Annotated in this window: 22 protein-coding genes; 7 read left to right on the top strand and 15 right to left on the bottom strand. The window is 64.4% G+C overall.

The genetic code is table 11. The features are described from left to right. Position 1: 1 nt before the first annotated feature. On the top strand, positions 2–406 hold the full coding sequence (locus tag OPV09_RS26295) for a hypothetical protein (protein WP_219327970.1): 405 nt from the start codon (positions 2–4) through the stop codon (positions 404–406). A gap of 59 nt (positions 407–465) precedes the next feature. Next, complete coding sequence (locus OPV09_RS26290; RefSeq protein WP_338679810.1) at positions 466–2,046, top strand: methyl-accepting chemotaxis protein; 1,581 nt, start codon at positions 466–468, stop codon at positions 2,044–2,046. A 33-nt stretch (positions 2,047–2,079) separates the two neighbouring features. Here the strand turns inward: OPV09_RS26290 and OPV09_RS26285 are convergent, their stop codons facing one another. The 12 genes from OPV09_RS26285 to OPV09_RS26230 form a co-directional block, all read right to left on the bottom strand. After that, entirely contained in the window at positions 2,080–3,303 is a 1,224-nt protein-coding gene (locus tag OPV09_RS26285) for a Xaa-Pro peptidase family protein (protein WP_338679809.1), read from the bottom strand. A 45-nt stretch (positions 3,304–3,348) separates the two neighbouring features. Continuing rightward, positions 3,349–3,885 (bottom strand): type II secretion system protein, encoded by a 537-nt coding sequence (locus OPV09_RS26280; RefSeq protein ID WP_319990651.1) that lies wholly within the window; start codon positions 3,883–3,885, stop codon positions 3,349–3,351. Beyond that, a complete protein-coding gene (locus tag OPV09_RS26275) occupies positions 3,872–4,255 on the bottom strand; it encodes a type II secretion system protein (protein WP_338679808.1) in 384 nt (127 codons plus the stop codon). The genes OPV09_RS26280 and OPV09_RS26275 overlap by 14 nt, the downstream gene beginning before the upstream one ends. A 5-nt stretch (positions 4,256–4,260) precedes the next feature. Further along, positions 4,261–4,731, bottom strand: coding sequence for a type II secretion system protein (locus OPV09_RS26270; protein WP_331777150.1), 471 nt, complete (start codon positions 4,729–4,731; stop codon positions 4,261–4,263). Continuing rightward, the gene (locus tag OPV09_RS26265; RefSeq protein ID WP_070301144.1) at positions 4,728–6,608 is read right to left on the bottom strand and encodes a secretin and TonB N-terminal domain-containing protein; all 1,881 of its coding nucleotides are present in this window, start codon (positions 6,606–6,608) and stop codon (positions 4,728–4,730) included. The genes OPV09_RS26270 and OPV09_RS26265 overlap by 4 nt, the downstream gene beginning before the upstream one ends. Before the next feature lie 17 nt (positions 6,609–6,625). After that, on the bottom strand, positions 6,626–7,168 hold the full coding sequence (locus tag OPV09_RS26260; RefSeq protein ID WP_338679807.1) for a hypothetical protein: 543 nt from the start codon (positions 7,166–7,168) through the stop codon (positions 6,626–6,628). Further along, the gene (gene pilO / locus OPV09_RS26255; RefSeq protein ID WP_070301146.1) at positions 7,165–7,785 is read right to left on the bottom strand and encodes a type 4a pilus biogenesis protein PilO; all 621 of its coding nucleotides are present in this window, start codon (positions 7,783–7,785) and stop codon (positions 7,165–7,167) included. Before pilO ends, OPV09_RS26260 begins: the two co-directional genes overlap by 4 nt. Then, positions 7,773–8,315, bottom strand: a complete 543-nt coding sequence (locus tag OPV09_RS26250) for a hypothetical protein (RefSeq protein ID WP_070301147.1) — start codon at positions 8,313–8,315, stop codon at positions 7,773–7,775. The genes pilO and OPV09_RS26250 overlap by 13 nt, the downstream gene beginning before the upstream one ends. Then, a complete protein-coding gene (locus OPV09_RS26245; RefSeq protein WP_139143246.1) occupies positions 8,306–9,094 on the bottom strand; it encodes a hypothetical protein in 789 nt (262 codons plus the stop codon). Before OPV09_RS26245 ends, OPV09_RS26250 begins: the two co-directional genes overlap by 10 nt. Then, positions 9,081–10,778, bottom strand: coding sequence for a GspE/PulE family protein (locus OPV09_RS26240; RefSeq protein ID WP_338679803.1), 1,698 nt, complete (start codon positions 10,776–10,778; stop codon positions 9,081–9,083). Before OPV09_RS26240 ends, OPV09_RS26245 begins: the two co-directional genes overlap by 14 nt. Positions 10,779–10,788: 10 nt before the next feature. After that, positions 10,789–11,985, bottom strand: coding sequence for a type II secretion system F family protein (locus tag OPV09_RS26235; RefSeq protein ID WP_338679802.1), 1,197 nt, complete (start codon positions 11,983–11,985; stop codon positions 10,789–10,791). A gap of 248 nt (positions 11,986–12,233) precedes the next feature. Beyond that, entirely contained in the window at positions 12,234–14,765 is a 2,532-nt protein-coding gene (locus OPV09_RS26230; RefSeq protein ID WP_338679801.1) for a M4 family metallopeptidase, read from the bottom strand. Positions 14,766–15,438: 673 nt separating this feature from the next. On the opposite strand from OPV09_RS26230, the gene OPV09_RS26225 reads away from it, so the two are divergent. Further along, positions 15,439–16,095, top strand: coding sequence for a hypothetical protein (locus OPV09_RS26225; protein WP_034746413.1), 657 nt, complete (start codon positions 15,439–15,441; stop codon positions 16,093–16,095). Positions 16,096–16,147: 52 nt separating this feature from the next. Here OPV09_RS26225 and argH read toward each other — a convergent pair whose 3' ends face one another. Further along, positions 16,148–17,545: an argininosuccinate lyase gene (gene argH, locus OPV09_RS26220; RefSeq protein WP_072455006.1), complete on the bottom strand. Its 1,398-nt coding sequence runs from the start codon at positions 17,543–17,545 to the stop codon at positions 16,148–16,150. A gap of 265 nt (positions 17,546–17,810) precedes the next feature. On the opposite strand from argH, the gene OPV09_RS26215 reads away from it, so the two are divergent. Next, a complete protein-coding gene (locus OPV09_RS26215) occupies positions 17,811–18,017 on the top strand; it encodes a hypothetical protein (protein ID WP_034746421.1) in 207 nt (68 codons plus the stop codon). A gap of 195 nt (positions 18,018–18,212) precedes the next feature. On the opposite strand, the gene OPV09_RS26210 is transcribed toward OPV09_RS26215, so the two are convergent. Together OPV09_RS26210 and OPV09_RS26205 are read right to left on the bottom strand one after the other, a co-directional pair. After that, positions 18,213–19,601: a YfcC family protein gene (locus OPV09_RS26210; RefSeq protein ID WP_034746426.1), complete on the bottom strand. Its 1,389-nt coding sequence runs from the start codon at positions 19,599–19,601 to the stop codon at positions 18,213–18,215. 9 nt (positions 19,602–19,610) lie between these two features. Then, entirely contained in the window at positions 19,611–20,747 is a 1,137-nt protein-coding gene (locus OPV09_RS26205; protein WP_338679799.1) for a succinylglutamate desuccinylase/aspartoacylase family protein, read from the bottom strand. 238 nt (positions 20,748–20,985) lie between these two features. On the opposite strand from OPV09_RS26205, the gene OPV09_RS26200 reads away from it, so the two are divergent. The 3 genes from OPV09_RS26200 (at position 20,986) to OPV09_RS26190 (ending at position 26,180) form a co-directional block, all read left to right on the top strand. Further along, positions 20,986–21,948 carry a MurR/RpiR family transcriptional regulator gene (locus OPV09_RS26200; RefSeq protein ID WP_219327956.1) on the top strand — a complete coding sequence of 321 codons (963 nt, stop codon included), beginning with the start codon at positions 20,986–20,988 and terminating at the stop codon, positions 21,946–21,948. Positions 21,949–21,981: 33 nt separating this feature from the next. Further along, positions 21,982–24,777 (top strand): TonB-dependent receptor, encoded by a 2,796-nt coding sequence (locus tag OPV09_RS26195; RefSeq protein ID WP_338679796.1) that lies wholly within the window; start codon positions 21,982–21,984, stop codon positions 24,775–24,777. Between the two features lie 149 nt (positions 24,778–24,926). Beyond that, positions 24,927–26,180: a cyanophycinase gene (locus OPV09_RS26190; protein ID WP_070301465.1), complete on the top strand. Its 1,254-nt coding sequence runs from the start codon at positions 24,927–24,929 to the stop codon at positions 26,178–26,180. Positions 26,181–26,188: the final 8 nt, after the last annotated feature.

Raw genomic sequence — 26,188 nt, 5'->3', positions numbered from 1 at the left:
CATGAAACCCCATATTTTTGCGGCTGCCTTGCTGGCGCTGTCGACCGCTGTTCCCGCCATGGCCGAAGTGGTCGTGGTGGTCAATGCTAAGAGCGCCGCCGGCGCCATGACGAACGAACAGGTGTCGCAATTTTTCCTCGGCAAATCGACGGCAATGACGCCGATCGACCAGCCGGAAAGCGCTCCCGTGCGCGCCGAGTTCTACAAGAAGGTGACGGACAAGGAACCGTCGCAGGCGAAGGCCCTGTGGTCCAAGCTGGTCTTCACGGGCAAGGCCACCTTGCCGAAGGAAGTGGCCAATAGCGCCGACGTGAAGAAGGCCGTGGCCGCCGATCCGAAAGCCATCGGCTATATCGAAAAGAGCGCCGTCGACGCCAGCGTCAAAGTGGTTCTGACGGCGCCGTAAAGCCGGCCCGGGCCGCCCGCCATGCGGCGGCCCGGTACACATATCATCAGGAGACAGCAATGAGCATCAAACGCAAGATATGGGCGCTGCCTGTCGTCTCGGCCGTGATTTTCGGGCTGGGGCTGGCCGTCAGCGCCTATCTGTCCACGGCCACGCTCAATTCCATCCACGCCACGGAAAGCGCCGACTATCCCGTGCTCGACATGGCGAAGTCGCTGACCCTGGACGTGGCCGCCGTGGGTGACGCCCTGCGCGACGCCGTCAGCGAAGGCGACAAGGAGCGCATCGGGCAAGTCGGCGGCCAGGCCGTCAAGCTGCGTGAAAAACTGGCCGCCTTTGCGGCGATTCCCGGCCAGCGCGAGCAGGGCCAGCGCCTGGGCAAGGAATTCGATGCCTACTATGCGCCGGCACTGAGCGCGGCGCGCATCATGCTGGAAATGGAAGAGGGCGACCCGCAAGCGACCGTGGCGCGCATGCAGGGCGCGCTGGCGGTCCTCAACACGGACCTGGCCAAGACCAACGAACAGGCGCAATTGCAGTTCAAGCAGGGCATCGAACGCAGCGCGGCCAATGTGCGCAATGCGCTCAATACCAGCATCGCCGTGGCGCTGGCCGTCATCGTCTGCCTGGTGGCCGTCTCGCATTTTGTCGTGCGCGCCATCTGGCAGCAGCTGGGCGGCGAGCCCGAATATGCGCGCCAGATCGCGCGCGCCGTGGCCGATGGCGACCTCTCGATGCAGATTGTGACCGAGGCGGGCGACCAGGACAGTCTGCTGGCGGCGCTGAAGGAGATGCGCGGCCGGCTGGCCGGCATGGTGTCCGGTATCAAGGCGTCGGCTGAAACCATCCAGGTGGCCAGCGCGGAAATCGCTCAGGGCAATGCGGACCTGGCGGCGCGCACGGAATCGCAGGCAGGCAGCCTGGATCAGACAGCGCGCAGCATGGACAGTCTGACTTCCACCGTGCGTGACAACGCCGCCAACGCGGGCCAGGCGCACGAACTGGTGGTGTCGGCATCGTCGGTGGCCGTGAAGGGCGGGCAAGTGGTCAGCCAGGTGGTCACCACCATGGGCGAGATCAACGATTCCTCGAAACGCATCGTCGACATCATCGGCGTCATCGACGGCATCGCCTTCCAGACGAACATCCTGGCCTTGAACGCGGCCGTGGAAGCGGCGCGCGCCGGAGAGCAGGGACGCGGCTTTGCCGTGGTGGCGTCCGAAGTGCGTAGTCTGGCGCAGCGCAGCGCGGCAGCGGCGCGCGAGATCAAGCAACTGATCGGCGATTCGGTGGCCAAGGTGAACGTCGGTTCGAAGCTGGTCGACGAGGCGGGGCTGACCATGGGCCAGATCGTCGATTCCGTGAAAAAGGTGGCTGACATCATGGCTGACATCAGCGCCGCCAGCCAGGCGCAAAGTGCTGGCATCGGCGACATCGGCGTGGCCATCGGCAGCATGGACCAGATGACGCAGCAAAACTCCGCGCTGGTGGAAGAAGCGTCGGCGGCGGCCGAATCGCTGCAGGAGCAAGCCGTGCAACTGGGCACGGCGCTGGCCGTGTTCAAGCTGGCGCAGGGCGGCGCTGTGTCGGATTACGCGCAAGGCGCTAATCCGACCTACCGGGCATTGGTGTGTGCGTAGGTTGGATTAGCGCAGCGTAATCCAACACCCGGCTTAAGCCCGCAGCCCGAACGGATCATCGATGCTGTGCGCAGGTTGCGTGAACCAGCGGGGACCGTCTGCCGTCATGTAAAAATGGTCTTCGTGGCGGATGCCGAATTCGCCGGGGATGCAGATCATCGGTTCGTTCGAGAAGCACATGCCCACGTCGAGCGGCGTGGTGTCGTTGCCCACCAGGTAGGGCCACTCGTGGATATCGAGGCCAATGCCGTGGCCCGTGCGGTGCGGCAGGCCTGGCAGCTTGTAGCCGGGACCGTAGCCATCGGCTTCCAGCGACACGCGCGCGGCGCGGTCCACGTCGCCACAGGGCACGCCCAGTTGGGCGGCGGCGAATGCGGCGGCCTGCGCGGCCTTTTCGCTGTTCCACACGCTGCGCTGGCGTTCGCTGATGGCGCCAAACACATAGGTGCGCGTGATGTCGGAGATGTAGTTCATCACCTGGCAACCCGTGTCGATCAGTACCGTGTCGCCCGCTTTCAGGGTTTGCACGTAGTTGACGCCATGCGGATAGGCCGTCGCCTCGCCGAACAGCACGATGCAGAAATACGAGCGGGGCGCGCCGACCTTGCGGTGCGCGCGCTGGATGAATTCTTCCACTTCCACTGTCGTGATGCCTTCGACCAGCATGCTGGCCGTGGCCACGTGCACGGCCAGGGTCATGTCCATCACGCGCTGCATCAGGGCGATTTCCGCCGGAGACTTGCGGCTGCGGCAGTAGGCCGTGACGGCGCGCGCGTTTTCCAGCGTATAGCCGGGGGCCAGCGGCTTGATGCCATCGTAGATGAAGAAGGCGGCGCTTTCGCAGATGCCCACGCGCGGCGGCGCGGCCGTATCCTGGGTTATCCCCATGCGCGCCAGCACGTCGGCGAACAGCTGGTACGGGCTTTCATGCTCTTCCCAGCAATTGACACGGCCTTCGATGAGCATGAAGCCTTGCAAGGTGCTTTCCTCGAACGCGGGGGCGATGTATTCGATGTCGCCGCTGGCCGGCAGGATGGCGCCCACCATGCGTTCGCTGGCATACCATTTGGTGCCCGTGAAATAGGTGAGGTTGGCGCCCGCGTTCAAGTAGATCGCGGCGATGCCCTGCTGGCGCATGAACGCTTGCGCCTTGGCGATGCGTTGCGCATGTTCGTCCTTGCCGATGGCGACCATGCCGCCCGTCATGTCCGACAGCGATGCCAATGCCTGTTCGATGGAAGTGCCACCTATGCTCATGCCTGCTCCTTTGCTCGATGCTGAATATGGAATGCGGGCATGATATCAGTTCGCGCCTTTCGGCTTGAGCCCGGGCGCGCCGCCGGCCGCATCGGGCGGGGCCAGCACCAGGTCGTGCGGATACGTGAAGTGCCAGTCCGCGTAGCGCTGCTTGCGGCGCAGGCTCGCGTCTTCATCGAGAAAATTGTCCTGCTTGATGGGCAGCTGCGGCGACAGCGAATGGATGCCGACGATGCGTCCCTCCTGCCGCAGCAGACCCCACTCCGCCTTGCCCGTGACGGGATCCGCATACAGGCGGCGCAGATGCCGCCGGGCGTTGGCGAAGCGCGGGTCGCGCAGCAGTTCCTGCAGGGTCAATGGATAGCGGGGCCGCCCGTCGCCCGGCGTGCTGTCGTAGTAGCGGCCCAGCGCATTGCGGAATTCATGGCCGATGAACAGTAGCTCGCGCTCCTTGTCGCGCCGCGCGGCCGTGGCATGCAATTCGCTGGCCAGTACCAGGCCCACGCCCATGAAGGCCACCAGCATCAGGGTCCAGATATACGCGAAGCCCTGTGCGCGGCGTTGAAAACTAGAGCTGCTCAAAGGGGATGCCCTCGCGCGTCTTGCCCTTGGCGCCGCTGCGCACGTCGGCCACGCCGCCGATCTCGCCATTGGGCGAAGGGATCAGCTGCCAGGTGGCGGCGGACTCCGTGACGGGGTCGAGCGGCACGCTGCGGAAATAATGGTGGGTCACCAGGTCGGCCAGCGCGGCCGGATACTCGCCCTTGTCGGCATAGTATTTATCGAGGCTGCTCCTGAGTACTTGCAGGTTTTCCTTCAGCGCGACTTCCTTCGATTTTTCCACGGAACCGAAATAGCGGGGGATGGCGATCGTCAGCAGCAGCGAGATGATCGCCAGCACCACCAGCAGTTCGACCAGGGTGAAGCCGCGACGTCGAGAGGAGGCAGGCATCGGGTTCACCATTGATTGAGCGGCACGCCGTTCAGGCCCACCTTGGTCGAGCGCGAGGCGACATCGAACACGTCCTCGCCTTCGCTGGGATTGTCGGGCGGCGAGGCATAGGCGCGCTTGCTCCAGCTGTCGGCGGCGCTGCCTTCTTCCCTGGGCTGGAACGGGTCGCGCGGCAAGCGGCGAAGGAAATAGATGTTTTGCTTGGAAGGGCTGCGCTGGTCGGGCACGCCCTCGACCAGTTCCTCGAGTTTTTTCGGATAGCCGGAGGCGCCCAGCGACAGCTTGATGCGGCCATTGTCCGAAGCGCGCTTGTAGGCATCGATCGCTTCGCGCATCTCGATCAGGGCGCTGCGCAACTGCTGCTCCTTCGCCCGTTGCAAGGCCACCTGCGCCATCGGCACGGCCACCGTGGCCAGGGTCGCCATGATGGCCAGGGTGATCATCAGCTCGATGAAGGTAAATCCCCTTGGTTTCACTGGCCACCCTTGCCTGATTTTTCGCCAGCCGCAGGCGCCTCGTCGCCGCCCGTCATGGGCGAGCCGGCGCGTGGCGCGGCCTGCTCGGGCGCGGCGATCGCCTCGGGAGAGCCGCCCACGCTGGCGCGGCCACCCACGGATGCTTCGGTGCCGGAATTGAATTCGGCCGTCATCAGGTCCGGGCGGCGGATGCTGCGCAGCAGGCGCGGCGTGATCGACAGTACGATCTCGCTGCGCATGGCGTCGTCCTTCTGGCTGCCGAACAAACGGTTCAGCACGGGCAGTTCGCCCACGCCCGGCACCTTGTTGGCCGTACCCCGGTCTTCATCGCTGATCAGGCCGGCCAGCACCTGCGTTTCGCCATCCTTCAGGCGCAGGACCGTGGACGCGCTGCGCGTGCCGATCTGGTAAGCCTGCGTGCCCGTCTTGCTGATGACTTCCTTGACGACGTTTGACACTTCCAGGTTGATCTTGATGGCCACCTCGTCGTCCAGGTAGACGTTCGGTTCCACGTCGAGTTTCAGGCCCACGTCGATGTAGTTGACGCTGTCGGAGCTGACGCCGTTATTCGTCGTGACGGTAATGACGGGCACGCGGTCGCCGATGAGGATCTTGGCTTTTTCCTTGTTGCGCACGCGGATGCGCGGATTGGCCAGGATATTGCTGTCGCTGTCCGTCTTGTTGGCGTTCAGGGTGACGCCGCCGATGCCCAGGTTGATATTGTCGCCATTGATGCGGTGCAGGTCCGCCACTTTCAGGCCGCCCAGGCCTCCCGTGCTGCCTGCAACGCCGGCCAAGGTCAGGCTGGCCTGGTCCGGCCAGCGCACGCCCAGTTCCATCAGGCGCGTGCGCTTGACTTCCAGCACCTCGACTTCCAGCATCACTTCCGGATCGGCCAGGTCCTGCACATTGATGATGCGCTCGGCCATGCGCACCATTTCCGGCGTATCGCGCAGCATGATGATGCCCAGGCGTTCATCGGTGACGACGTCCTTGGCCTTGAGCAGGGTCTTGATGGAAAACGCCACCGTCTTGACGTCGGCATTGGCGAGGAAAAAAGTGCGCACGACGAGCTGCTGGTAATCCTTCACCTTTTGCGGCGTGTTCGGATAGATCGTGATCGATTTGTCGCTGGTGACGCTTTGTTCCAGCTGGTTGGCGCCCAGCAGCATGGCAATCGCCTCTTCGATGCTGGTGTCGCGCACGGAGATCGTGGCGCGCAGGGCCGGGTCGACTTCCTTGTCGAAGACGAAGTTCAGGCCCGACACTTTGCTGATGAAATCGAACACGGAGCGCAGCGGCGCGTCGCGAAATTCGAGGGTGACGGGTTTCCTGTAGGCGGCCGCCAGCTTGCCGCCGGCCGGCAGGCTTTTCGACGACGCTTCGCCGATGCGGCTTTTCAGGGCCAGCGCCTCGCGCTGCGCGGGGCGTTCCTGCAGCACCTGGCGCAAGGCTTCCTGCGCCTGCGCGACATTCGCTTCGCCACCGCGCTGGTAGCTGGCCTGCGCTTCCTGCACCAGCTTGCGGTGCCGTTCATCCTGCGCCACGCCGGCCAGGCCCCGCTGCGCCACGTCGTTGCTGGCGTCCAGCGCCAAGGCCTGCTGGTACAGCGCTTGCGCTTCGGGCAGCTTGCCCTGCTGGCGCAGCGCCTCGGCGCGGCCATTCAGATTGTTCAGCGCGCGCATCCTGCCGTTGGTGACGGCGATGCGGTACTTGGCGTTGGTCGGTTCGGCCTGCGCCGCCTGTTCCAGCAGGGCCAGTCCCTGTTCCGTGCGCCCCGCGCCCAGCATGGCCTGGCCATCGTTATAGGCCTGGTTGCCGGCGCAGGCGGCCAGCAGGGACAGCACTGGGAGCAGGGTGATGAGATTACGAGACATACGTGCGGCGCGTCGTTTCAATTGAGGTCCCCTACGGCGAGTGTCTGTTTCAGGTTGAGCGGCAGATAGGTAAATTGCAGGGCGCCTTGCACCACGCCGTCGAAGCGGTAACGCTCTTCGAGCGTGTCGCCGGGGCGCGCCACCACGTTGCGTTCGCCCGCTTGCAGGAAGTAGGCCGCCTTGCCTTCGTCGACAAAGCGGCCCAGGAATTGAAATGGCAGCGGTGGCGGCGCGTTCGCATCGACGCGGGCGGCGGGCAGCGCGGCCTGGGCCGCCTGCTGGTCGAGCATGATTTTTTTCGGCGTCTCAGGTTGCCAGCTTTGCTTGGCGAACAGGCTGGCCGCTTCCTCGTCGTCGAGTCCACGGCGCGGTTCGATGGCCAGTGCGCGATTCGTTTGCGCAGCAGCGGCAGTGGCGACGATGATAGGGGGCGGCGCCACCCGCTCCACCTGGCGCGGCGTGGCCGTGGCCGGTCCCACGATGCTGCCTTCGTCCTCGGGGGCGAAGAGGGCGGCCAGCAAGGTCGCCACGGCGGCGCCTCCCAGTACGGCTTTTTTCATCGGCGCACCTCCGCCTTCTTCACCAGCAGGATGAACTGGATGCGCGCGTCGATCTCGCCCGCCTCGATCTGCTCGCGCTTGAAGAGCACGGAGTCCAAGGTCAGGGTGGGCAGCGCCTGCAGGGCGTCGACGATAAAGGTTTGCAGCTGCGCGTATTCGGCCTTGACGGGCAGGGTGATCTGGTAGCGCAAAAAGGCCGTGTTGCCGTCTTCCTGCGGCTTGTAGTCGGCCTTGGCCAGGGTGACGCCGCTCTTTTGCGCCACTTCCAGCAAGGCTTTCAACTGGTCGGGAATGCTGTCATGCGCGGGCAGGTAGGCGTGAAAGGCGGCCAGGCTGTCGGCATCCGCATCGAGCGTGACGGGTGCCGACGGCAGCGCCGCCTGTCTCGCCATCATGGCCAGCTGCGCGCGCAATTGCTGCTGGCGTCCGGCCAATGCATCGCCCTGCTGCACGGCGAAAGCGGCCAGCGCCAGACAGGCCGCACCGATGGCGCTGGGCCAGCCCAGCATGCGCCACAGACGCGCGGCTTCCCACGCCAGCCGCGGAGGCACGTGCAGCTGCAGACGCGCGCGGGCCACGGGCGTGCCGGCTTTTAACACGGGTTTTATTGCCGCCATTGCGCCTCCAGCTGAAAACGGTAAGGGTGTTCCGGAGTGTTCGCGTTCATCTCGTGCTTGAGCAGATACACGGAGCTGAACATCGGTTGCTGGTTCAGGAAGGCCAGGTAATTGAGCATGTCCTGCGGCGTTTCCGCTTCGGCGGCGATCTTCAGGACGCTGGCGCCATCCTGTCCCTGCTGCGCGTTCAGGTCCAGCCCCAGCAGGGCCACGCGCACGTCGCGCGGCGCCTGCACCGTCTTGACCAGGCGGGTGACGGGCAGGTTAAGCTGGCGCACGGCGGCAGCCACCTGTTTCAGTTCGAGGTCGCGTTCGCGCTGCTGGCTCGCCGAGAGGGGCGCGCGCTCGGGACGCGCGGGCTGCAGCTGCGCCAGTTGCGCTTCCAGGCGCCGCGTTTCCTGCGTCTGCACCAGCCAGTACACGGCGGCCGGCAGCAGCATCAAGCCGCCCGCCAGGCACAGGGCCAGGCGCCAGCCCTTGAAGGTTTGCGCCGCTCCAGGCGGCAGGAACTCCAGGCGGCTCAGGCCCATGCGGCCTCCCGCATTAGGTGGGCGCCGCTGGCCACGGCGACGGGCACGAAGCGTTCCGGCACGTTCGTTTGCGGCACGCCGCTCAAGTCGATCAACGCCACCTGGTCGATGGCGTCAAGCTGTGGCGCACGCAAGTTCCAGCGCCGCCAGGCCCGGTCCAGTTCATCGCCCCAGTCCGCGGCGCAGGACTGGCTGTGCAGGGCCGTGATGCGCCCGCCGCTCGCCGTTGCCAGCAGCAGCCGTCCCGCTTCCACCAGGGCGAAGGCGTCGGGCTTGGCACCGGCGATGCTGCGCCAGGCCGGTCCGGCGATCGGTTCGATGGACAGGCAGCGCCTGCCATGCGCGGCCGCCGCATCCTGCACGCCTTGCAGCAGAGCCGCATCGATGCCGCAGGCCAGGCGCGGCTTGCCATAGGGCGCGTCGTCGGCGGCCAGGCGCCAGGCGCGCGCGCCATCGCCGTAGACGGCGGCGAACTGGCTATGCAGGAAGCGCTGTGCGCTGGCCCGGTCGAGCAGTGCTCCGCTCCACGGCACCACTTGCATGGCGCACCAGCGGCTGGCCAGGCTGACGGCCAGCGGCAGTTTTTTTTCACTATGCTGTTCGAGCCAGCCGCGCAGGGCCGCCAGCGCTACTTCCCAGCTGGCGTCGGGATTCGCAATGGATAGGTGGAAGGCGCTGTCCGCCACGGGAAGGCCGGCGCGGCGCAGTACGCCGTGCAGCCCGTGCGGCGCCAGGTGCAGGCACACGGTGGCGCGGGCAAGGTGTTCAATAAGTGACACGATTGAGCTCCGCTAAAGTGGTTTCCCCGCGCCGCACCAGATCCAGGCCCGCTTCGCGCGCCAGGCGAAAGCCGTTGCGCGCCGCTTCTTCCTTCATCTGGCTCAGGGGCGCGCGCGTGCAGATCATTTCGCGCATCGCGTCGCTGAGCATCAAGACTTCGGCGACGGCCTTGCGGCCCTTGTAGCCGGTGCCGCGGCAGTGGCCGCAACCCTTGCCGGCCATGAACTGCCAGTCCTGCACCTGGTGCAGGGCCAGGCCGCTGTCGCGCAATTGCTGCGCATCGGCCAGCACTTCGGCGCTGGCGTCGACGGCGCAATGGGCGCAATTGAGGCGCAGCAGGCGCTGCGCCACGATGCCGTTCAGGGCCGCCGCAAAGCTGTAGGCGTCGACGCCCATGTGCAGGAAGCGGCCCACCACATCAAAGACGTTGTTCGCGTGCACGGTGGTAAACACCAGGTGGCCCGTGAGCGCGGCTTGCACGGCGATCTGCGCCGTTTCATCGTCGCGGATTTCACCGATCATGATCTTATCGGGGTCGTGGCGCAGGATGGAACGCAGGCCGCGCGCGAACGTCAGCCCCTTCTTTTCGTTGACGGGAATCTGCAGCACGCGCGGCAAGCGGTATTCGACGGGGTCTTCGATGGTGACGATCTTGTCGCGTCCCGTATTGATTTCCGTGATGGCCGCGTACAGGGTGGTGGTCTTGCCGGAACCCGTGGGCCCCGTCACCAGCAGCATGCCGTGCGGCTTGGCGGCCAGGCGGCGGATCTGCTCGATGGCGTCCTCGTTCAGGCCCAGGCTTTCCAGGCGCAGCGCCTGCGCCGCCTCCGTCAGCGCGCGCCGGTCCAGCAGGCGCAATACGGCGTCTTCGCCAAAGATATTGGGCATGATGGAAACGCGAAAATCGATCTCCGCCCCTTTCACGCGCACCTTGAAGCGGCCATCCTGCGGGACGCGCCGCTCGGCGATGTCGAGATCGGCCATGACCTTGATGCGCGAGATGATCTGCTCGGCCATTTGTAACCCCTGCACCTGGCCCGCCTGCACCAGCACGCCGTCGACGCGGTATTTGATGACCAGGCTGGCCACGTCGCATTCGAGGTGGATGTCGCTGGCCTGGAATTTCAAGGCGTCGTAGATGGTGGAGTTCACCAGTTTGACCACCGGGCTGCTGTCTTCGCTGATGCGGATCAGCGAGATGTCTTCGATGCTCTGGTCCAGGCCCGGCACATCGTCCCCATGCTGCATTTCCTGCATCGCCTGCTGCACGCTTTCCTGCTGCAGCAGATAGGCGCCCAGGTCGTCCGGGTGCGCCAGCGCCACCGTAAAAGGCGTGGACAGGGCGAAGTCGGCCCACTGCAGCAAGTCTTCGGCAAACGGGTTGCCGATGACGAGCACGGGCGGCGCGCCGGGAACGCCAGGCTGCAGCAGCACGCAGTCGCGCTGGGCGCAATCCGTGTAGGGCAGCAGGCCGAAAGCGGGCAAGGCGGCCTGCAGCTCGGCCATCGTCCAGGCCGGGTAGCGGAACAGGGCGGCCAGCTGGCGCAAAAAGACTTCGGGCGGCAGGGCCGCCGTTTCCTGCAGCACGGCCATCTGCGGGCGCCCCTGTTCCAGCGAGCTGGCGTGGGCGCGGCGCAGCATGGCCGCATCGAGCACGGCCCGTTCTTCGTCGCGTGCGTTCATGGCATGCTCCTCACGATAAGCTCCCGGCCAGTTCAAAGATCGGCATGTACATCAGCACCACCACGCCGCCGATGACGACGCCGATGATGGTCATCAAGAGCGGTTCGAGCAGGCGCGACGCCCAGTCCACCCAGCGGGCGAATTCCTCGTCGTGGAACTTGGCCGAGCGTTCCAGCATGTCGCCCAGTCGGCCCGTGTTCTCTCCCACTTTCAGCAGCGATTGCGCCACCGGCGTGGCCATGCCGGCCTGTTCCAGTGCGGTGGAAAACGGCATGCCTTCCTGCACCGCGCGGCGGGCCTGCGCCAGTTGCTCCTGCTGCGCCGGCAGCAGCATGGGCGCCACCATGGCCAGTGCCTTGTGCAGGGGGATGCCGGCGTGCAGCAGCAGGCTCAGGGCGCGGTAGAAGCGGGCCAGGCGGAATTCCGCCGCCTTTGCTGCCAGCACGGGCAGGCGCAAGAGGCGCAGCACCAGCGCCATGCGCATGGCGCGGTTGGCGATGCCGAAGACCACGGCGCCGACCACGGCAGCCAGCGCGCCGGCGCACAGCAGCGGATGCGCGGCCAGGGTCTGGCCAAAGCCGAGCAGCATTTGCGACATCCACGGGATCTCGCGGCCCGAGCTTTCGTAGACGACGCTGAACTTGGGCACTACGTAGCCGAGCAGGAACAGGGTCACGAGGCCGCCGACGACGAGCAGCATGCACGGATAGATGGCGGCGGAAATGAGTTTTTTGCGGATGGCGTCGAACTGCAGCTGGTAGGCGACGAAGCGCGCCAGCGCCTCGGGCAGGTTGCCCGAGCGTTCGGCCGCGTGCACGGTGGCGATGTAAATGTCGGGGAAGATGTCGGGAAAACCGGCCAGGGTGTCGGAAAAGCTTAGGCCCTGCTGTAGGGTGAGCACGATGGCGGCCAGGGTGGCCTTGGCGCCCGCGCGCGTTTCCTTGTTGTGCAGGGTGGCCATGGCCTCGCCCAGGTTCAGGCCCGCTTCGAGCAGGGCCAGCAGCTCCTGGCTGAATTGCAGCAGGGGCAGGCCCTGCTTGCCGGGACGCAGCGCCGCGGCGCCCGTGTCTGACGTGGCGCCAGCGTCGACGGCCAGCACGCGCCAGCCGCCGCGCACGGCCGCGCGGATCGCCTCGGCCTCGCTGGCGGCGTCGATGGCCAGCGCCTGGCTGCCCGCCGGGCCCTGCACCTGGAGGTGGAACTGCATCGTCGGCTCAGGCGAGCATGGTGATGGCCTGGGGCGTGAAAATGGGGTGATGTGAAAAGGGGACAGCGCGTGCGGACAAGGTCGAAGTAGGCATCGGTCAGGAACAATCCAAAAAAAGTTCAATTCGTCGCGGGTACCGGCAGCAGGCAAGAGGCAATCACTGCCTCAGGGTAGACTGGAATTGCCAGGAAATCAATCGTGCCGTGCGGGCAAGCCTTGTATCGATGGCTTGCCCGCAATTCAGCCGCTTACTGGGTAACCAGGCTGACCTTGTCGATCACGAACGAGGTTTGCAGCGATGCATCCTCGGTCGCGGCAAACGAGATCTGCACGGTCTGGCCCTTGTAGGCGATCAGGTCGAAGGTGCGGATCTGGTAGCCGGCGGCCTTGTTCACGTTCGAATACGAGGCCAGGGTGCCCAGCACCGTACCGGCGCTGTTCTTCACGGTGACGACCAGCTTGTCGTACACGGTGCTGCCCGTTTCTGCCGTGTCGATATGCAGCGCGAAGCTCAAGCTGGCGGACGTGGCGGCGGCCGGAATGGCCACGCTTTGCGTCAGCGATTCGCTGGCCGTGATGCCATTGCCGCCCAGCCAGGCGTACTTCGTGCCTTCGTACGCGGTTTGGCCCGTGAAGGTGCCGATGGCGCCCGTAGTGCCGCTCCAGCCCGTGGCGCCGGACTCGAAGCCGCCGTTCGTCACGCGCTCGGTGGCGCTGCTCGTGCCGACCGTCAGGGTGGCGTTGTTCGACGTGGCCGTCACGGCGGGCGACGAGGAATCCGTCACCGTGGCCTTGAAGACGGCGCCGCTGTCGGCCGCTACGGCCGTGAAGCTGTAGGCCGGCGACGTGGCGCCACTGATCACGGCGCCGTTGCGGAACCACTTGTAGGTGTACGGTGCCGTGCCGCCGCCCGCGCCCACGGCGAACGAGGCGGTGGCGCCCGGTGCGACGGTGATGCTGGCCGGCTGGCTGGTGATCGTCACCGCGCCGCCCGTCGTCGATTCATCGACGTCGGCGCCCACGTTGATGGCCGCATATGCGCGCTTGACGGCGGTCGCCTCGGTGCTGCCCACGCCATACAGTTCCTCGGCTGCCTGCAGCACCTTGTTGCGCGCGTCGGCGTAGTTGGTCGACGAGGTGAACTTGGTGGTGGCTGCCTTGAACCAGATGCGGTAAGCCTTGTCGCTGCCGATACCGGTCATGGCCAGCGGGCTTTTGTTCAGGTAGGAGCTGTAGTAGTCGCTGCTGGACGTGGAGTTCGAACCTTGCGACAGGAAGTAGAACATGCGGTTGTTCGGGCCGCTGCTGTAGTGGACGTCGAGGTTCTTGATGGTGCTGCTCCACGCATTCGGGCTGCTGCCATCCTTGCTTGGCTTGTACAGCCAGCGCAGCGGCTGGCCATTCTTGGCGATTTCCTTGCCCGTCATCCAATCGTTGCCCGTGTTGGGAATCGTGGTGCCCGTGCCGCCGGCGCGCGCATACGCTTCCACCATTTCGCCGGCGATGTCCGAGCTCGATTCGTTCAAGCCGCCCGACTCCTGCGAGTAGATCAGGCCCGAGGTGGCGTCCGTGATGCCGTGGCCCATTTCGTGGCCGATCACGTCGATGGAACCGAGGTTGTTGAACGAGCTGCCGCCGTCGCCGATGTACATGCACTTGCAGCTGCTGTCGTAGTAGGCGTTGTCGTAGGCCGTGTTGACGTGGGCGGCGATGTGGGTGGCCGTGTTGTTGCCGTCCAGGCTGGACCAGCCCAGCACATTCTTGTGCGTGTCGTAGGTATTCATCAAGCCCCACATCGCGTTCACGGCCGCCGTCTGGCCGTTGGCGTTGGTGGTGCTGCCGCCGTTGATGTATTGCTGTCCGTCGCCCCAGGTATTGCTGGTGCTGCTGTACACGCTGCCCGAACTGGTGCCGTGGTTGGCATTCGTGATGGCCATGCCGCCGAAGCTGCCGCCCGTGCCGCGGCTCGGGTCCTTCATGGTGTAGGTGCTGCCCGTGAGCGTGGTGTTGAGCGGCACTTGGCCGTTGTACTGGCTGTTGCCGATGCCGGCCACGGTTTTCAGGGCTTTCCATTGACGCAGGATGCGGCCATCCTTGGCGCTGACGACGGTGTCGTAGTAGACCGGCTTGTTACCGCTGATCATGCGCGTCTGCACCAGGTAGGCCAGCTCGTAGTGGTCGACCACGTCCTGCACGTCGAGGGCGTTCAGCGCGGCTTCCGATTTGTTCTCGGCGCCGGCCACGCGCACGGTTTTCATGACGGGATAGATCAGCAGCTGCGCATGCGGCGGCACGTGGTCGACGGCCCGCACGCCGATGTTATTCACGGCGGCGGCGATGGCGGCTGCCGCGCTGATGGCGGGCGTGGTGTCGATATCGGTGGTGGCGCTGCGGGTGACGGAATTGACGCCGCCGCTACCGAGGCCGGACGCGCGGTCCGACACGGATTCGCTGACGATGTCGCCGGCGCTGTTGCTGACCACGACCGTTTCGGAACCGAAGACGGGCAAGCCCTTGTAGGTGTGCTGTACGCGGCTCACGCGCGTGCCGCTGACACCAGGATGCTGGGCGCCGACGGCAAAGCCATGTTCGGTATTCAGGCCACGGCTGCGCGCCTGCGCGGCCAGCTTGTTGACCAGGCTGGCGGTCTCTTGTGGAGAAGCCAGGGCGACCGGGGCGGCCATCAGGGTCTGTGGCAGCGGCGTGGCGGCGTCTGCCGTGGTGGCCATCAGCGGCAGGGCGGCGATGGATGCGGCAACTATTGTCAAACGTAAATTCATTTCTGCTCCAAGGTATCGGTTAAGGAAATGGTGAATGAGCTGGCCGCGATGCCTGATGGCCACCCCGGCGTGCCTGGCGGCGGGCGGATAGCCTGCCGTTTTGTTGTGGCATGACGCCGGGTAGGGGGACACTAAACTTGTCGAGATCGCCATGTCAAAAAATTCAAGAAATGGGTCACTCCGCGATTTTTTGTTAAGAATTGAACATTTATCGGCGTCGTATCGTTGGAAAGTTTGATCTACCACAAGCTGCAACTTTTGTTATGGACTACTTCCCCTAATGGAGCGTTCTGTTGGAAAAACACTGTTGCCTTTTCTAAATGTTGCGTTCTACACTAGCTCTTCGCGTTGTTCCCTGCGGACCACGCGAAGATAAAAAAAGCGCACGCGGCAATGACCGCGTCCAGATACAGCGCATCGGGAAAAAAATCGGGAGTTTCACATGACGTCAATTCTGTTTTCTGCTGTTGGTTTCAGCCATTTCCCCTCTGGAGCGGCATTCATGCTGCATCCGCCTTCCTAGCCGCCGCCAGCCGGCTTTTCCCCCGCGAGGGGGATCTTTTCCGCGAGTCCGACCGCGCCGCCCGGCGTGGCCGCTGGCGCAGTGCATCCTTTTTTCAGGAAGGGTTGCCGGCTCTTGGTGCGCGCACCGGAATCACCGGCCCGAAGAACTATGCTTTCGATAGCGACCAAAGTGGAACAGATCGTGATGGAATCGGCCTTTCTCAGCGAGGGATTGGGCCGTGGCTTGCTGAACCTGTCGGAACTGGCGCGCCAGCTGCAGCCGCAATTGCAGACCGACTTGTGGAAACCGGTGGGGCAGGCCGCCGTGGTGATGGCGCTGCGCCGGCTGGCCGAACGGATGCCGCAGCAGAAAAGCGGCGAGATCGTGCTGGCGCACCGCGCGGGAGAGCTCTCCACACGCAGCGAATTGATGATTTTTACCTACCGCTATTCCGACCAGACCTATGACTGCCAGCGCCAGTTGCTGGCGCTGGCGGCGCCCCAGCGCGGCACCTTTATCACGGTCACGCGCGGCGTCAACGAGGTGATGGTGATCTGCAGCCGTTCGTTGCATGCGCTGGTGGAAGAGGTTTTCGGCGAAGAGCAGGAACTGGCGCGCCTGGAGCGCGTGACGGCCGTGACCTTGCACCTGGCGCCCGAAACCTGCTATACGCCGGGCGTATATCACGCCATCCTCAAGCGCCTGGCGTGGGAGCGCATCAATTTGATCAACATCATCTGCACGTATACGGAGCTGACTTTGCTGCTGGAAGCGTCGCAGACGGGGGCGGCTTTTTCCGTGCTGTCGAAAATCGTCGCGCAATGAAAAACGCCCCGCTGCAGCGATGCAGCGTGGCGTCCGAAGGCGCAGGCGCCGTTTATTTTTCCAGCTGCGTACGCACGCGGGCGATCGCGGCGCGTACCTGGCGTGGCGCGGTGCCGCCCACGTGGTCGCGCGCGGCGACAGAACCTTCCAGGGTCAGCACGGCAAACACGTCTTCGTCCGTCAACGGGGAAAACGCGCGCAGCTGCTCGAGCGACAGGTCGGCCAGGTCGCAGCCGGCGTCGACGCAGGCGCGCACGGCCAGGGCCACCGCTTCATGGGCGTCGCGGAAAGGCAAACCCTTCTTGACCAGGTAGTCGGCCAGGTCGGTCGCCGTCGCGTAGCCCTGCAGGGCGGCCGCGCGCATCGCTTCCGGTTTCACCGTGATGCCGCCAGCCATGTCGGCGAAGATGCGCAAGGTGTCAATGACGGTGTCGACGGTGTCGAACAGCGGTTCCTTGTCTTCCTGGTTGTCCTTGTTGTAGGCCAGCGGCTGGCCTTTCATCAGGGTCAAGAGGCCAGTCAGGTGACCGTAGACGCGGCCCGTCTTGCCACGCGCCAGTTCCGGCACGTCCGGGTTTTTCTTTTGCGGCATGATCGACGAGCCGGTGCAGAAGCGGTCGGCGATGTCGATGAAGCCGATGCGTGGGCTCATCCAGATCACCAGTTCTTCGGCCATGCGCGACACGTGCATCATCAGCACGGCGGAGGCGGCGCAAAATTCGATGGCGAAATCGCGGTCCGAGACGGCGTCGAGCGAGTTGTGGCACACGTCGTCAAAGCCCAGCGTTTTTGCCACGCGCAGGCGGTCGATGGGGAAGGTGGTGCCGGCCAGGGCGGCAGCGCCCAGCGGCAGGCGGTTGACGCGCTTGCGGCAGTCGGCCATGCGCTCGGCGTCGCGGCCGAACATTTCGACATACGCCAGCATGTGGTGGCCGAACGTGATCGGCTGGGCTACCTGCATGTGGGTAAAGCCCGGCATGATGGTGTCGGCATGCTGCTCGGCCAGATCCGTCAGCGCGCTGCGGAAGGTCGCAAGCAGGGCGGTGATGTCGTCGATGGCGGAGCGCACGTACAGGCGGATGTCGGTGGCCACCTGGTCGTTGCGCGAGCGGCCCGTGTGCAGGCGCTTGCCCGCGTCGCCTACCAGTTCGGTCAGGCGTTTTTCAATATTCAGGTGGACGTCTTCCAGGTCCAGCAGCCATTCGAACTGGCCGGCGGCGATTTCCTGCGAGATTTGCGCCATGCCGCGCTGGATTTCCGCGTAGTCGGTAGGGCTGATGATGGCTTGCGCATGCAGCATTTCCGCATGGGCCAGCGAACCTTCGATGTCGAACAGCGCCAGGCGCTTGTCAAAAAATACAGAAGCTGTGTAGCGCTTGACGAGGTCCGAGACCGGTTCGGAAAACCGGGCCGACCAGGCTTCGCCCTTTTTGGAGAATTGATCAGTCATGAAAGAAGTCCTTTAGTGTACGGCGATTATAAACAAGGTTGGCCGGCGGTAGGGCTTTTAGGGGCTTGCAAGGCGCTGAAATGGCCAGGAATGGGGCCGGCAAGCCTCAAATGCCACGGCGATGGCCCGTTGCGCGTTTCATCCGGGCTGTTTGTATTCTGTCCTGCAAATCGTGCGTTTGGTCGCAATCCGATGGCAGTTCAGGGGGGATCGGCCTACAGTTCAATCATCGCAGCACACAACCAGCCACCCAAAGGACACCATCATGAACATCGCCAAAAACATGGAAGCCATCTTTGTTGCCATCATCGCCGTCGCCGCTGCCACCAGCCTGGCCACCGCCGCCGTGCCGAAGTTCCGCGCCGCGCCAGCCGCTTCCGCCGCCCTTGTCGCCAGCGCCGATCAAGCCACCATGCACACCGTGTACGTCAGCGCCAAGCGTTTGAACGCGGAAGAAAAAGCCGCCCTGTAAGCGCGGCCATGCAATCGAGGCAGAATCAGCAGCATCCGTAGTCACCATCACACCGGCAGCAAGCATTACAGCATCAGCGGCAATCGGAACGGGCGGCGCCCCCGTTTCCTTTTCAGCCCAGGCGGAACGCGAACTTCCCGCCATCCACAGCATTTTTCAACTCGCCATCGGCATTGGCCAATGGCGTGCTCCGTTTTACTGCCAGTGCATCAGGCACGGTGGTATCAATAGCAGCAGCGCCAGCACCAGGTAGATCAGCTGCAGCGGGATCATCCACTTGGCCCACGTGATCCACGGTACGCGCGCCAGCGCCAGCACGCCGACGGTGATGCCGGACGTGGGGATCATCGGCGTGGTGAATTCGCCGAACTGGAAGGCCAGAATGGCCGTCTGGCGCGTCACGCCCACCAGATCGGCCAGCGGCGCCATGATGGGCATGGTCAGCGCCGCCTGGCCGCTGCCGGAATGGATGAAGAAGTTGATCACCGACTGCATGAAGAACATCTTTTGCGCGGCGAAGACGGGGCTCGACGAGGCCACCAGCGGCGTCAATGCATGCAGCATGGTGTCGATAATCTGCGCATCGCGCGCCAGGATCATGGTGCCGCGCGCCAGCGCGATGACCAGCGCCACGCTGACCATGTCGCGCGCACCCTGCACGAACGACGCCACCAGGCTATCCATGTCGAGCCGGCCAACCAGGCCGACGACGATGGCCATCACCAGGAACAGGGCGGCGATTTCATCGATGAACCAGTCGTACTTGACGACGCCGACGACCATCGTCAGCAAGGTCGCCATGAAGATCCACAGCACGGCGCGGTGCGTGCGCGTCATGCCGGCAAAGCTGTCGAGGTCCATAGAGTGCTCGCTGCGCTTCTCGATATCGAGCAGGTAGGTCGGGCTTTTCTCCGGATGGCGCTTGATGCGCGCCGCGTACCACATCAAGAACACGATGCTGACCGCCGTGGCGATGGCCCACACGATCAGGCGGTAGCCGATGCCGGAAAAGATCGGCACGCCCGCGATACCTTGCGCGATGCCGACGTTGAACGGGTTCAAAAAGGCGGCGGAAAAGCCCACCTGCGAGCCGATGAAGGGAATCGACACGCCCGTGATGGTGTCATAGCCCAGGGCCAGGGCCAGCGGCACGAAGATCAGGATGAAGGGGATCGCTTCCTCGTTCATGCCGAAGGTGGCGCCTCCCAGCGAGAACATGGTGAAAAAGACGGGGATGATGGCGGCGCGCACGAAGCGCGAACTGGTGTGCGCCTTGGCGATGGCCTTGATCAGCGAATCGAAGGCTTCCGTTTTTTGCAGCACGGCGAAGGCGCCGCCGACGATCAGCACGAAGCCGATGATCAGGCTGGCGTCGACGAAGCCCTTGATGGGCGCCATCATCAGCGCGGCCAGGCCTTGCGGCTTGTTGTCGACATAGTGAAACGTGCCGGGGATGATCAACTGCTTGCCGTTCACCAGCTGGGTGTCGAATTTCCCGCCCGGCACCAGCCACGTGGCCACAGCGATCATGGCCAGGATGCCGCACAGCAGGACGAAGGTATTGGGGAGCTTGAATTTTCTCATGGGTGTCACTTATTGGCTCAGCAGGCTGCCGCCGCGGTAGGCGACGGCTCCGGCGACCTTGCCGACGTTCATGCCGCGCAGGACGTGGCGGTGGGCGCTGCGCGCAAAAAAGACACCGGCGACCGTGCAGCGCAAGGTCGTCGTCTCGCCGCTGACGGGGTCGATCAGGTCGGCCACCGCATCGCCGGCGGCCAGCACCTCGCCCATTTCGCGCAGGTAGACCAGCACACCGTGATGCGGCGCAAGGATCGGCTCCACGCCGGCCAGCGGCGTCGGCTCGCATTGCGGCGCGGGCAGGTTGTCGCCGGCGCCGTCGATCTCCAGCACGCCCTCGATGGCGAGAAAACGCAGCAGGGCGGCGGCGTCGCGTTCGGCCAGGGGGTAGCTCACTTCCACTTCGCCGCGCAGTTCGACGGTGGTCGACAGGCAGGCGGCGGGAATCGGATAGCGGCCGCCGAAGTGCGCGTCGAGATCCCACCACAAGCGGCTGCAGGCTTCGTCGAACGGCTCTTCGCCGGCCGCCAGTTCCAGCAGCACGGCGCGCGCGCCCAGGAGCGCGGACAGGGGCGCGATCTGCGCCGCCAGCGGCGTGCCCGTATAGATGTGCAGTGCGGCCTCGTTATCGCAGTGCAGGTCGAGCACAATGTCGGCGTCGATGGCCATGCCCAGCAGGGTTTTCTTCAAGGTTTCCGCATCCGTGCCCGGCCGCCAGGCGGCGATGGCGGCGCGCGCATGCTCGCGTATCAGCGCCACGTTGGCTTGCGCATCCTGTCCCAGCTGGCCAGCCAGCGTGATTTTCAGTTCATCGGCCACGTGGCGGTAGGCGCGGTTGAAATTGATGCCGGTGGTCAGGTCGAAGCGGCCGAACGGTGCGCCATGGATGGCTTGCGCCAGGCCGATCGGATTGGCAGCCGGCACTAGGATGATTTCGCCGTGGATCTTGCCCGCCGCTTCCAGCGCCAGCAGTTCGCGGCGCAAAAACTGCGACACCAGCATGCCCGGCACCTCGTCCGCGTGCAGGGCCGCCTGGATATACACCTTCTTGCCGCTGCGGCTAGTGGCGGCCGCGGCGCCGAAGTGGAAGCTGCTCAATTGGCACGACATGCTGGCGTGCGCGGTGGAGATGGGATGCTGTTGTACTTGCATGGTGGGCGCCCCGGAAAGGTGCATGGTTGATGGATTCCGGTCGATTATGTAGCAATATTTTCACGAAGTAAATCAATGAAAATCCTTTTACAAATATTTGTTGAGTTTTCTTTTTGATATGAGTACAGTAAGTTCCAGCGACCCGATTTCGCCTTCCACCAGTGATCCGCAGTGCCCAAGAATACAGGCCGCCAGTGATATGAGAGCATCCGCCAGTCCTGCCAGAAGCAACGCCCCCATGCCATTTGCCACCACGCTGGCGTCGCCCGATGCCGCGTTCGCGCAATCGCCGCTGGGGCAGGCGCTGCTGCACGTGCTGGCTGGCGGCTCGGCTTCGCAGCGGCAGATCGCCGATTACCTGCTGCGCAACCAGATGCGCGTGACGGCGCTGGGCATCGAGGAACTGGCCGACAGCTGCCAGGTGTCGACGGCCACCATCAGCCGCTTCGCACGCGATATCGGCCAGAAGAATTATTCTGCCATGCGCGGCGCCATGGCCGAAACCCTGCAATCGCTGTTGCAGCCGGTCGACAAACTGCGCCGCACGATAGAACGGCGCGCGCGCGCCACCTCGCCCATCACGCAAAGCCTCGAATATGCGGCCGCGAATATCGCCGCCACGTCCGATGCCCTGTCGCCGCCCGCCATGCAGGCCGTGGTGCGCCGACTGACGCGCGCCAGGGTGGTGTATGTGATGGGTTTTGGCCTGTCGGCCAACCTGGCGGGCATGCTGGTGCAGCACCTGCAACCGTTTTGCCCGCATGTGGTGGAAGTGGTGGGCATCGGCGGCTCGGAAGTAGCGGCCGGCCACCTGGTCAACCTGACGGCGCACGACGTGCTGGTGGTGATCGCGTTTCCCCGCTATACGCTCGACTGCATCGGCCTGGCCAGCTTCGCGCGCGACCGCGGCGCCTGCATCGTGGCGCTCACCGACTCGCCCGCGTCGCCGCTGGCCGAACTGGCCGACCACGCGCTGTACGCGCAAAGCACGCATCCTGTCCTGCCCAGCAGCGCCAGCACGGCGCTGGCCATGATCGAGGCGCTGGCCGTGGCGCTGATGGTATCGAACAAAAAGAACGTAGAAAAAGCGGCCCGCTTGAGCGACGTCATCGCCGCCTATCTATATGGCGGCGAACATGGCGTGCAGGGCCCACGAAAAACAGCGGCGAAGCAGCGCAAGGCAGTCCCAAAATCATTATAAAAATCAGACATCAACATCAGGGGGAGAGTGACAATGCAGATGAAAAGACAGGACGGCGCCTTGCCACGCGAGTCGGTGCTGGCGCAAGGCGTGCGCGTGGCGCTGGGCGCGCTGAGCGTATCGGCGGCGCTGGGCATGCTGGGCAATGGTGCGCAGGCGCAGGCGCAGGCGCAGGAGCAGGAGACAGAACCTGCACCGAAAAAAATGCAGCGCGTGGAGATCACGGGGTCGGCCATCAAGCGCCTGGAATCGGAAACGGCGCTGCCCGTGCAGATCATCACGCGCGCCGCAATCGAAAAGGCAGGCGTGACGACGGCGGCCGAGCTGATGGCGCGCGTGTCGGCCAACGTGGGCGGCCTGACGGACGGCGCCAGCATCAACGTGGGCGGCGACCAGCGCGGCTTCAACAGCGCCAACCTGCGCGGCGTGGGCACTTCGTCGACCCTGGTGCTGCTCAATGGCCGGCGCATGGCCAACTTTGCCTCGCCCGGCGACGATGCGGGCGTGGACCTGAACAACATCCCGGCCGCCGCCCTGCAGCGCGTGGAAGTGCTGCTCGATGGCGCCTCGGCCCTGTACGGCACGGACGCCATCGGCGGCGTCATCAATTTTATTACGCGCAAGGATTACCAGGGCGTGGAGCTGAACGTCTACGGCAGCCGCACCGATGAAGGCGGCGCGGGCAAGCGCACGGCCAGCATCACGGCCGGCACGGGCGACCTGGCTGCGGATGGCTACAATATCTTCGCCGTGGTCGACCTGCAAAAAACGGACGGCTTGCGCTCCTCGCAGCGCAAGTTCATCCCGAACCTGCAGATTCCGCAGCGCCTCGGGCATTTGCTGTCGAACTTTACCAGCCCGGCGAATATCCGCCTGTCCAGCGCCCAGCGCGAGCACCTGCAGGACAACGGCTTCCTGCTCAACGGCCAGCCGATCACCAACCGCCAGATCAATTTTGGCATTCCGAACTGCGCGCCGCCGGCCAATCTGTACCTGCCGGCGGGCACGGGTGGCGTCGATGCCTGTACCTATAACTATATGGGCGACACGGAGCTGTATCCGAAGACGGACAAGCAGAACCTGCTCACGCGCGGCGTGCTGAAATTGAATAACGATCACCAGCTGTATGCGGAAGTGGCGCTGAGCCGCTCGCGCAGCCATTACGTGGGGTCGTCGGCGCGCGTGATCGGCTACCTCGATTACAGCAAGGTGCCGCAGCTGGCCAATGCGGGTTTCGACACGCTGCTCGATGACGATGGCAAGCAGGTGGAGCGCGAACTGGAACTGCGCATGCGGCTGAACGAGGCGGGTATGCGCACCAGCCAGCTGACCAGCGAGAGCCAGCGTTACGTCGTGGGCGCCACCGGCACGCTCGCCGGCTGGGATTACGACGTGGGCTTTAATCACAGCGTCAATGTGGTGAAGGACCGCGATACCCACGGCTACGTCTTGTACGACAAGCTGCAGACAGGGATCGCCGCCGGCGACATCAATCCCTTCGGGCCTTCCGGCGCGAAAGGCCGGGCGCTGCTCGACAGCATCCAGGTCGACGACGAGGTGCGCCATGCGCGCGGCGTCATGGACTCGCTCGATTTCAAGGTGTCGCGCGCCTTGATGCCCATGGGCGGCGGCGACATGGCGCTGGCCGTGGGCGGCGAAGTGCGGCGCGAACGCACCGAGTTCCGTCCATCGGCGCTGCTCATGAGCGACAACATCAGCAACGATGCGGCGCCGGAAGGCGGCAGGGGTACCAGCGACAGCCGCAATGTACAAGCCGTCTATGGCGAATTGCTGCTGCCGTTGACCAGGCAATGGCAGGCGCAGTTGTCAGGCCGCTACGACCATTACGAGCAGGTGGGCGGCGCCCTCAGTCCCAAGGTCGGTCTGACCTACATGCCCAGCAAGCAGGTGCTGCTGCGCGCTTCGGCCGGCAAGGGCTTCCGCGCGCCGTCGATGTCGGACTTGCACCGTCCCACCGTCTACAGCAGTACGGCGACCCTGCCCGATCCCGTGCTGTGCGCCACCGTGGACAACAATTATGCCGATTGCGCGCAAGACTGGGATACGCGCCGCTACAGCAACGACAAACTGAAACCGGAACGCAGCCGCCAGTTCTCGGTGGGCCTGGTGCTCGAACCGAGCCGGCACTGGACCTTCAGTGCCGATTACTGGAACATCAGGCGCACGAACCTGATCAGCGAAATCGGCGACGACATCATCCTGGGCAACCTGGCCAAGTACGGCAACCTCGTGCACCGCAACGAGGACAATGAAATCGACTATATCGAGCTGCGCAAGGAAAACCGCGGTGCGCAAAAAGCTGCTGGCATCGATATCACGGCAGACCTGCATGGCGTGCAAACGGCGTGGGGACGCTTTGGCGGCCACCTGAGCGGCACGTATGTGCTGGGCTCAAAAATCCAGACCAGTCCCGGCGACGATTTCATCAGCAATCTCAATCGCTTCGTCACGGACGGCGTGGTGCAGCGCTGGCGCCACACGATCACACTCGATTGGGATAGCGGCCCGTATTCGGCCAGCCTGTCGAACACGTATTCGAGCGGCTACCGGGATCAGAACTCGGCCATCAACATCGATGACGGCAGCGTGGTCAAGCCGAACCGGGTGAAGGCGTACACCTTGTGGGACATGTCGGCGGCCTATGCGGTGAGCGAGCAGTTCAAGCTGCGCGCGGGCATACAGAATCTGTTCAATACCAGTCCGCCATACTCGAACCAGGCCTATTTTTTCCTGTCCGGCTATGATCCCAGCTACACGGACCCGCGCGGCCGGCGCTTCTATGCGAGCGCCAATTACAGCTTCAAGTAAAAAAAGTCGGGGATGCCGCAACAACGCTGTCATATGCGGCAGGTAGTATCGTCGTTCGGTGGAGTTGGGTTGCAAGCAGCAGTTTGGCAGCAAGGGCGCGCGCCGGTATCGACAAGTGCGCGCCACTTTTCTTGTATTCGAAAGGCACCATGAAATCATCTTCAAGCCTGTACCACACCTTCCGCGCCGCGCTGCTGTTCGTGCTGGCATTGTGCAGCGTCCATGCCGTGGCGGCGCCGGCCGGCAGCGCCATCGGCAGCGCGCCGCAGGGCACTCTCGTCATCATCGGCGGCGGCCTGCGCGCCGACAATGCCGAAGTCTGGCAACGTATCGTCAAGCTGTCGGGCGGGCCGGGCGCGCGCATCGCCGTGCTGGCGTCGGCCGCGATGAACCCGGAAAAATCCGGTGAAAACATCATCAAGAAACTCAATCAATATGGCGCCGAGGCCTTTTTCGTGCCGCTGGCCGTCAAGCTGGCCAATCGCGATTACCGCAAGGCGGCCGAAGACCCTGCCATCGTCACGCAGATCAAGTCGGCCACCGGCATCTATTTTGCCGGCGGCGACCAGGGGCGCATCACGCAAGCCCTGCTGCGCCCGGACGGCAGCCGCACGGCCGCGCTGGAAGCCATCTGGTCGGTCTACCGCAACGGCGGCGTGATCGCCGGTTCCAGCGCCGGCGCGGCCATCATGAGCACGACCATGTTCTACGATGCCAAACCCGTGCTCGACATGCTCAAGATGGGCGTGACGGATGGCCGCGAGATCGCGCCGGGCCTGGGCTTCATCGGCAGCGACGTGTTCGTCGACCAGCATCTGCTGGTGCGTGGGCGTTTTGCCCGCATGATTCCCGTGATGCTGAAAAAAGGCTATCACCTGGGGCTGGGCATCGATGAAAACAGCGCCATGGTGGTCGACGCCATGCGCGACGTGGAAGTCATCGGCTACAGCGGCGCCCTGCTGATCGACCTGTCGGGCGCCATCAGCGACCGTGGTGTGAAAAATTTCAATATCAGCAACGCGGCCATCAGCTATCTGGACCGTGGCGACAAATTCAATCTTGTCACGCGCGTGTTTACGCCGTCGCCGGACAAGGCCGACAACAAGCTCGATCCGAACCAGCCCGACATGCGCGAACCTGTGTTTACCAACGATATCCTCGGCAATAACGCCGTGCTGGACCTGATGGGCAATTTGATCGACAACGCCCAGCAGGAAGCCATCGGCATCGCCTTCGGCAATCCGCGCGACCCGTACCCGGACCTGGGCTTCGAGTTCCGCTTCAGTAAAACCGTCAACAGCGTCGGCTACAGCTCGACCGAGGCGGAAGCGTACTCGGTGCTGAAGCTGCGCCTCGATATCCGCCCGATCCAGCTGCGCCAGCCCCTGTACCGCTACAAGTAAGTGGCGCG

Source organism: Janthinobacterium sp. TB1-E2 (genome assembly GCF_036885605.1).
GTDB classification, from domain to species: Bacteria; Pseudomonadota; Gammaproteobacteria; order Burkholderiales; family Burkholderiaceae_D; genus Janthinobacterium; species Janthinobacterium aestuarii.
This window is presented reverse-complemented; position numbering and strand designations above follow the sequence as displayed.

Bases quoted from the DNA above. Each gene is read 5' to 3' on its own strand.
- OPV09_RS26295 (WP_219327970.1), top strand. From the start codon at position 2: ATGAAACCCCATATTTTTGCGGCTGCCTTGCTGGCGCTGTCGACCGCT.
- OPV09_RS26290 (WP_338679810.1), top strand. From the start codon at position 466: ATGAGCATCAAACGCAAGATATGGGCGCTGCCTGTCGTCTCGGCCGTG.
- OPV09_RS26285 (WP_338679809.1), bottom strand. From the start codon at position 3,303: ATGAGCATAGGTGGCACTTCCATCGAACAGGCATTGGCATCGCTGTCG.
- OPV09_RS26275 (WP_338679808.1), bottom strand. From the start codon at position 4,255: ATGCCTGCCTCCTCTCGACGTCGCGGCTTCACCCTGGTCGAACTGCTG.
- OPV09_RS26265 (WP_070301144.1), bottom strand. From the start codon at position 6,608: ATGTCTCGTAATCTCATCACCCTGCTCCCAGTGCTGTCCCTGCTGGCC.
- OPV09_RS26260 (WP_338679807.1), bottom strand. From the start codon at position 7,168: ATGAAAAAAGCCGTACTGGGAGGCGCCGCCGTGGCGACCTTGCTGGCC.
- pilO (WP_070301146.1), bottom strand. From the start codon at position 7,785: ATGGCGGCAATAAAACCCGTGTTAAAAGCCGGCACGCCCGTGGCCCGC.
- OPV09_RS26250 (WP_070301147.1), bottom strand. From the start codon at position 8,315: ATGGGCCTGAGCCGCCTGGAGTTCCTGCCGCCTGGAGCGGCGCAAACC.
- OPV09_RS26240 (WP_338679803.1), bottom strand. From the start codon at position 10,778: ATGAACGCACGCGACGAAGAACGGGCCGTGCTCGATGCGGCCATGCTG.
- OPV09_RS26235 (WP_338679802.1), bottom strand. From the start codon at position 11,985: ATGCAGTTCCACCTCCAGGTGCAGGGCCCGGCGGGCAGCCAGGCGCTG.
- OPV09_RS26230 (WP_338679801.1), bottom strand. From the start codon at position 14,765: ATGAATTTACGTTTGACAATAGTTGCCGCATCCATCGCCGCCCTGCCG.
- OPV09_RS26225 (WP_034746413.1), top strand. From the start codon at position 15,439: ATGCTTTCGATAGCGACCAAAGTGGAACAGATCGTGATGGAATCGGCC.
- argH (WP_072455006.1), bottom strand. From the start codon at position 17,545: ATGACTGATCAATTCTCCAAAAAGGGCGAAGCCTGGTCGGCCCGGTTT.
- OPV09_RS26215 (WP_034746421.1), top strand. From the start codon at position 17,811: ATGAACATCGCCAAAAACATGGAAGCCATCTTTGTTGCCATCATCGCC.
- OPV09_RS26210 (WP_034746426.1), bottom strand. From the start codon at position 19,601: ATGAGAAAATTCAAGCTCCCCAATACCTTCGTCCTGCTGTGCGGCATC.
- OPV09_RS26205 (WP_338679799.1), bottom strand. From the start codon at position 20,747: ATGCAAGTACAACAGCATCCCATCTCCACCGCGCACGCCAGCATGTCG.
- OPV09_RS26200 (WP_219327956.1), top strand. From the start codon at position 20,986: ATGCCATTTGCCACCACGCTGGCGTCGCCCGATGCCGCGTTCGCGCAA.
- OPV09_RS26195 (WP_338679796.1), top strand. From the start codon at position 21,982: ATGCAGATGAAAAGACAGGACGGCGCCTTGCCACGCGAGTCGGTGCTG.
- OPV09_RS26190 (WP_070301465.1), top strand. From the start codon at position 24,927: ATGAAATCATCTTCAAGCCTGTACCACACCTTCCGCGCCGCGCTGCTG.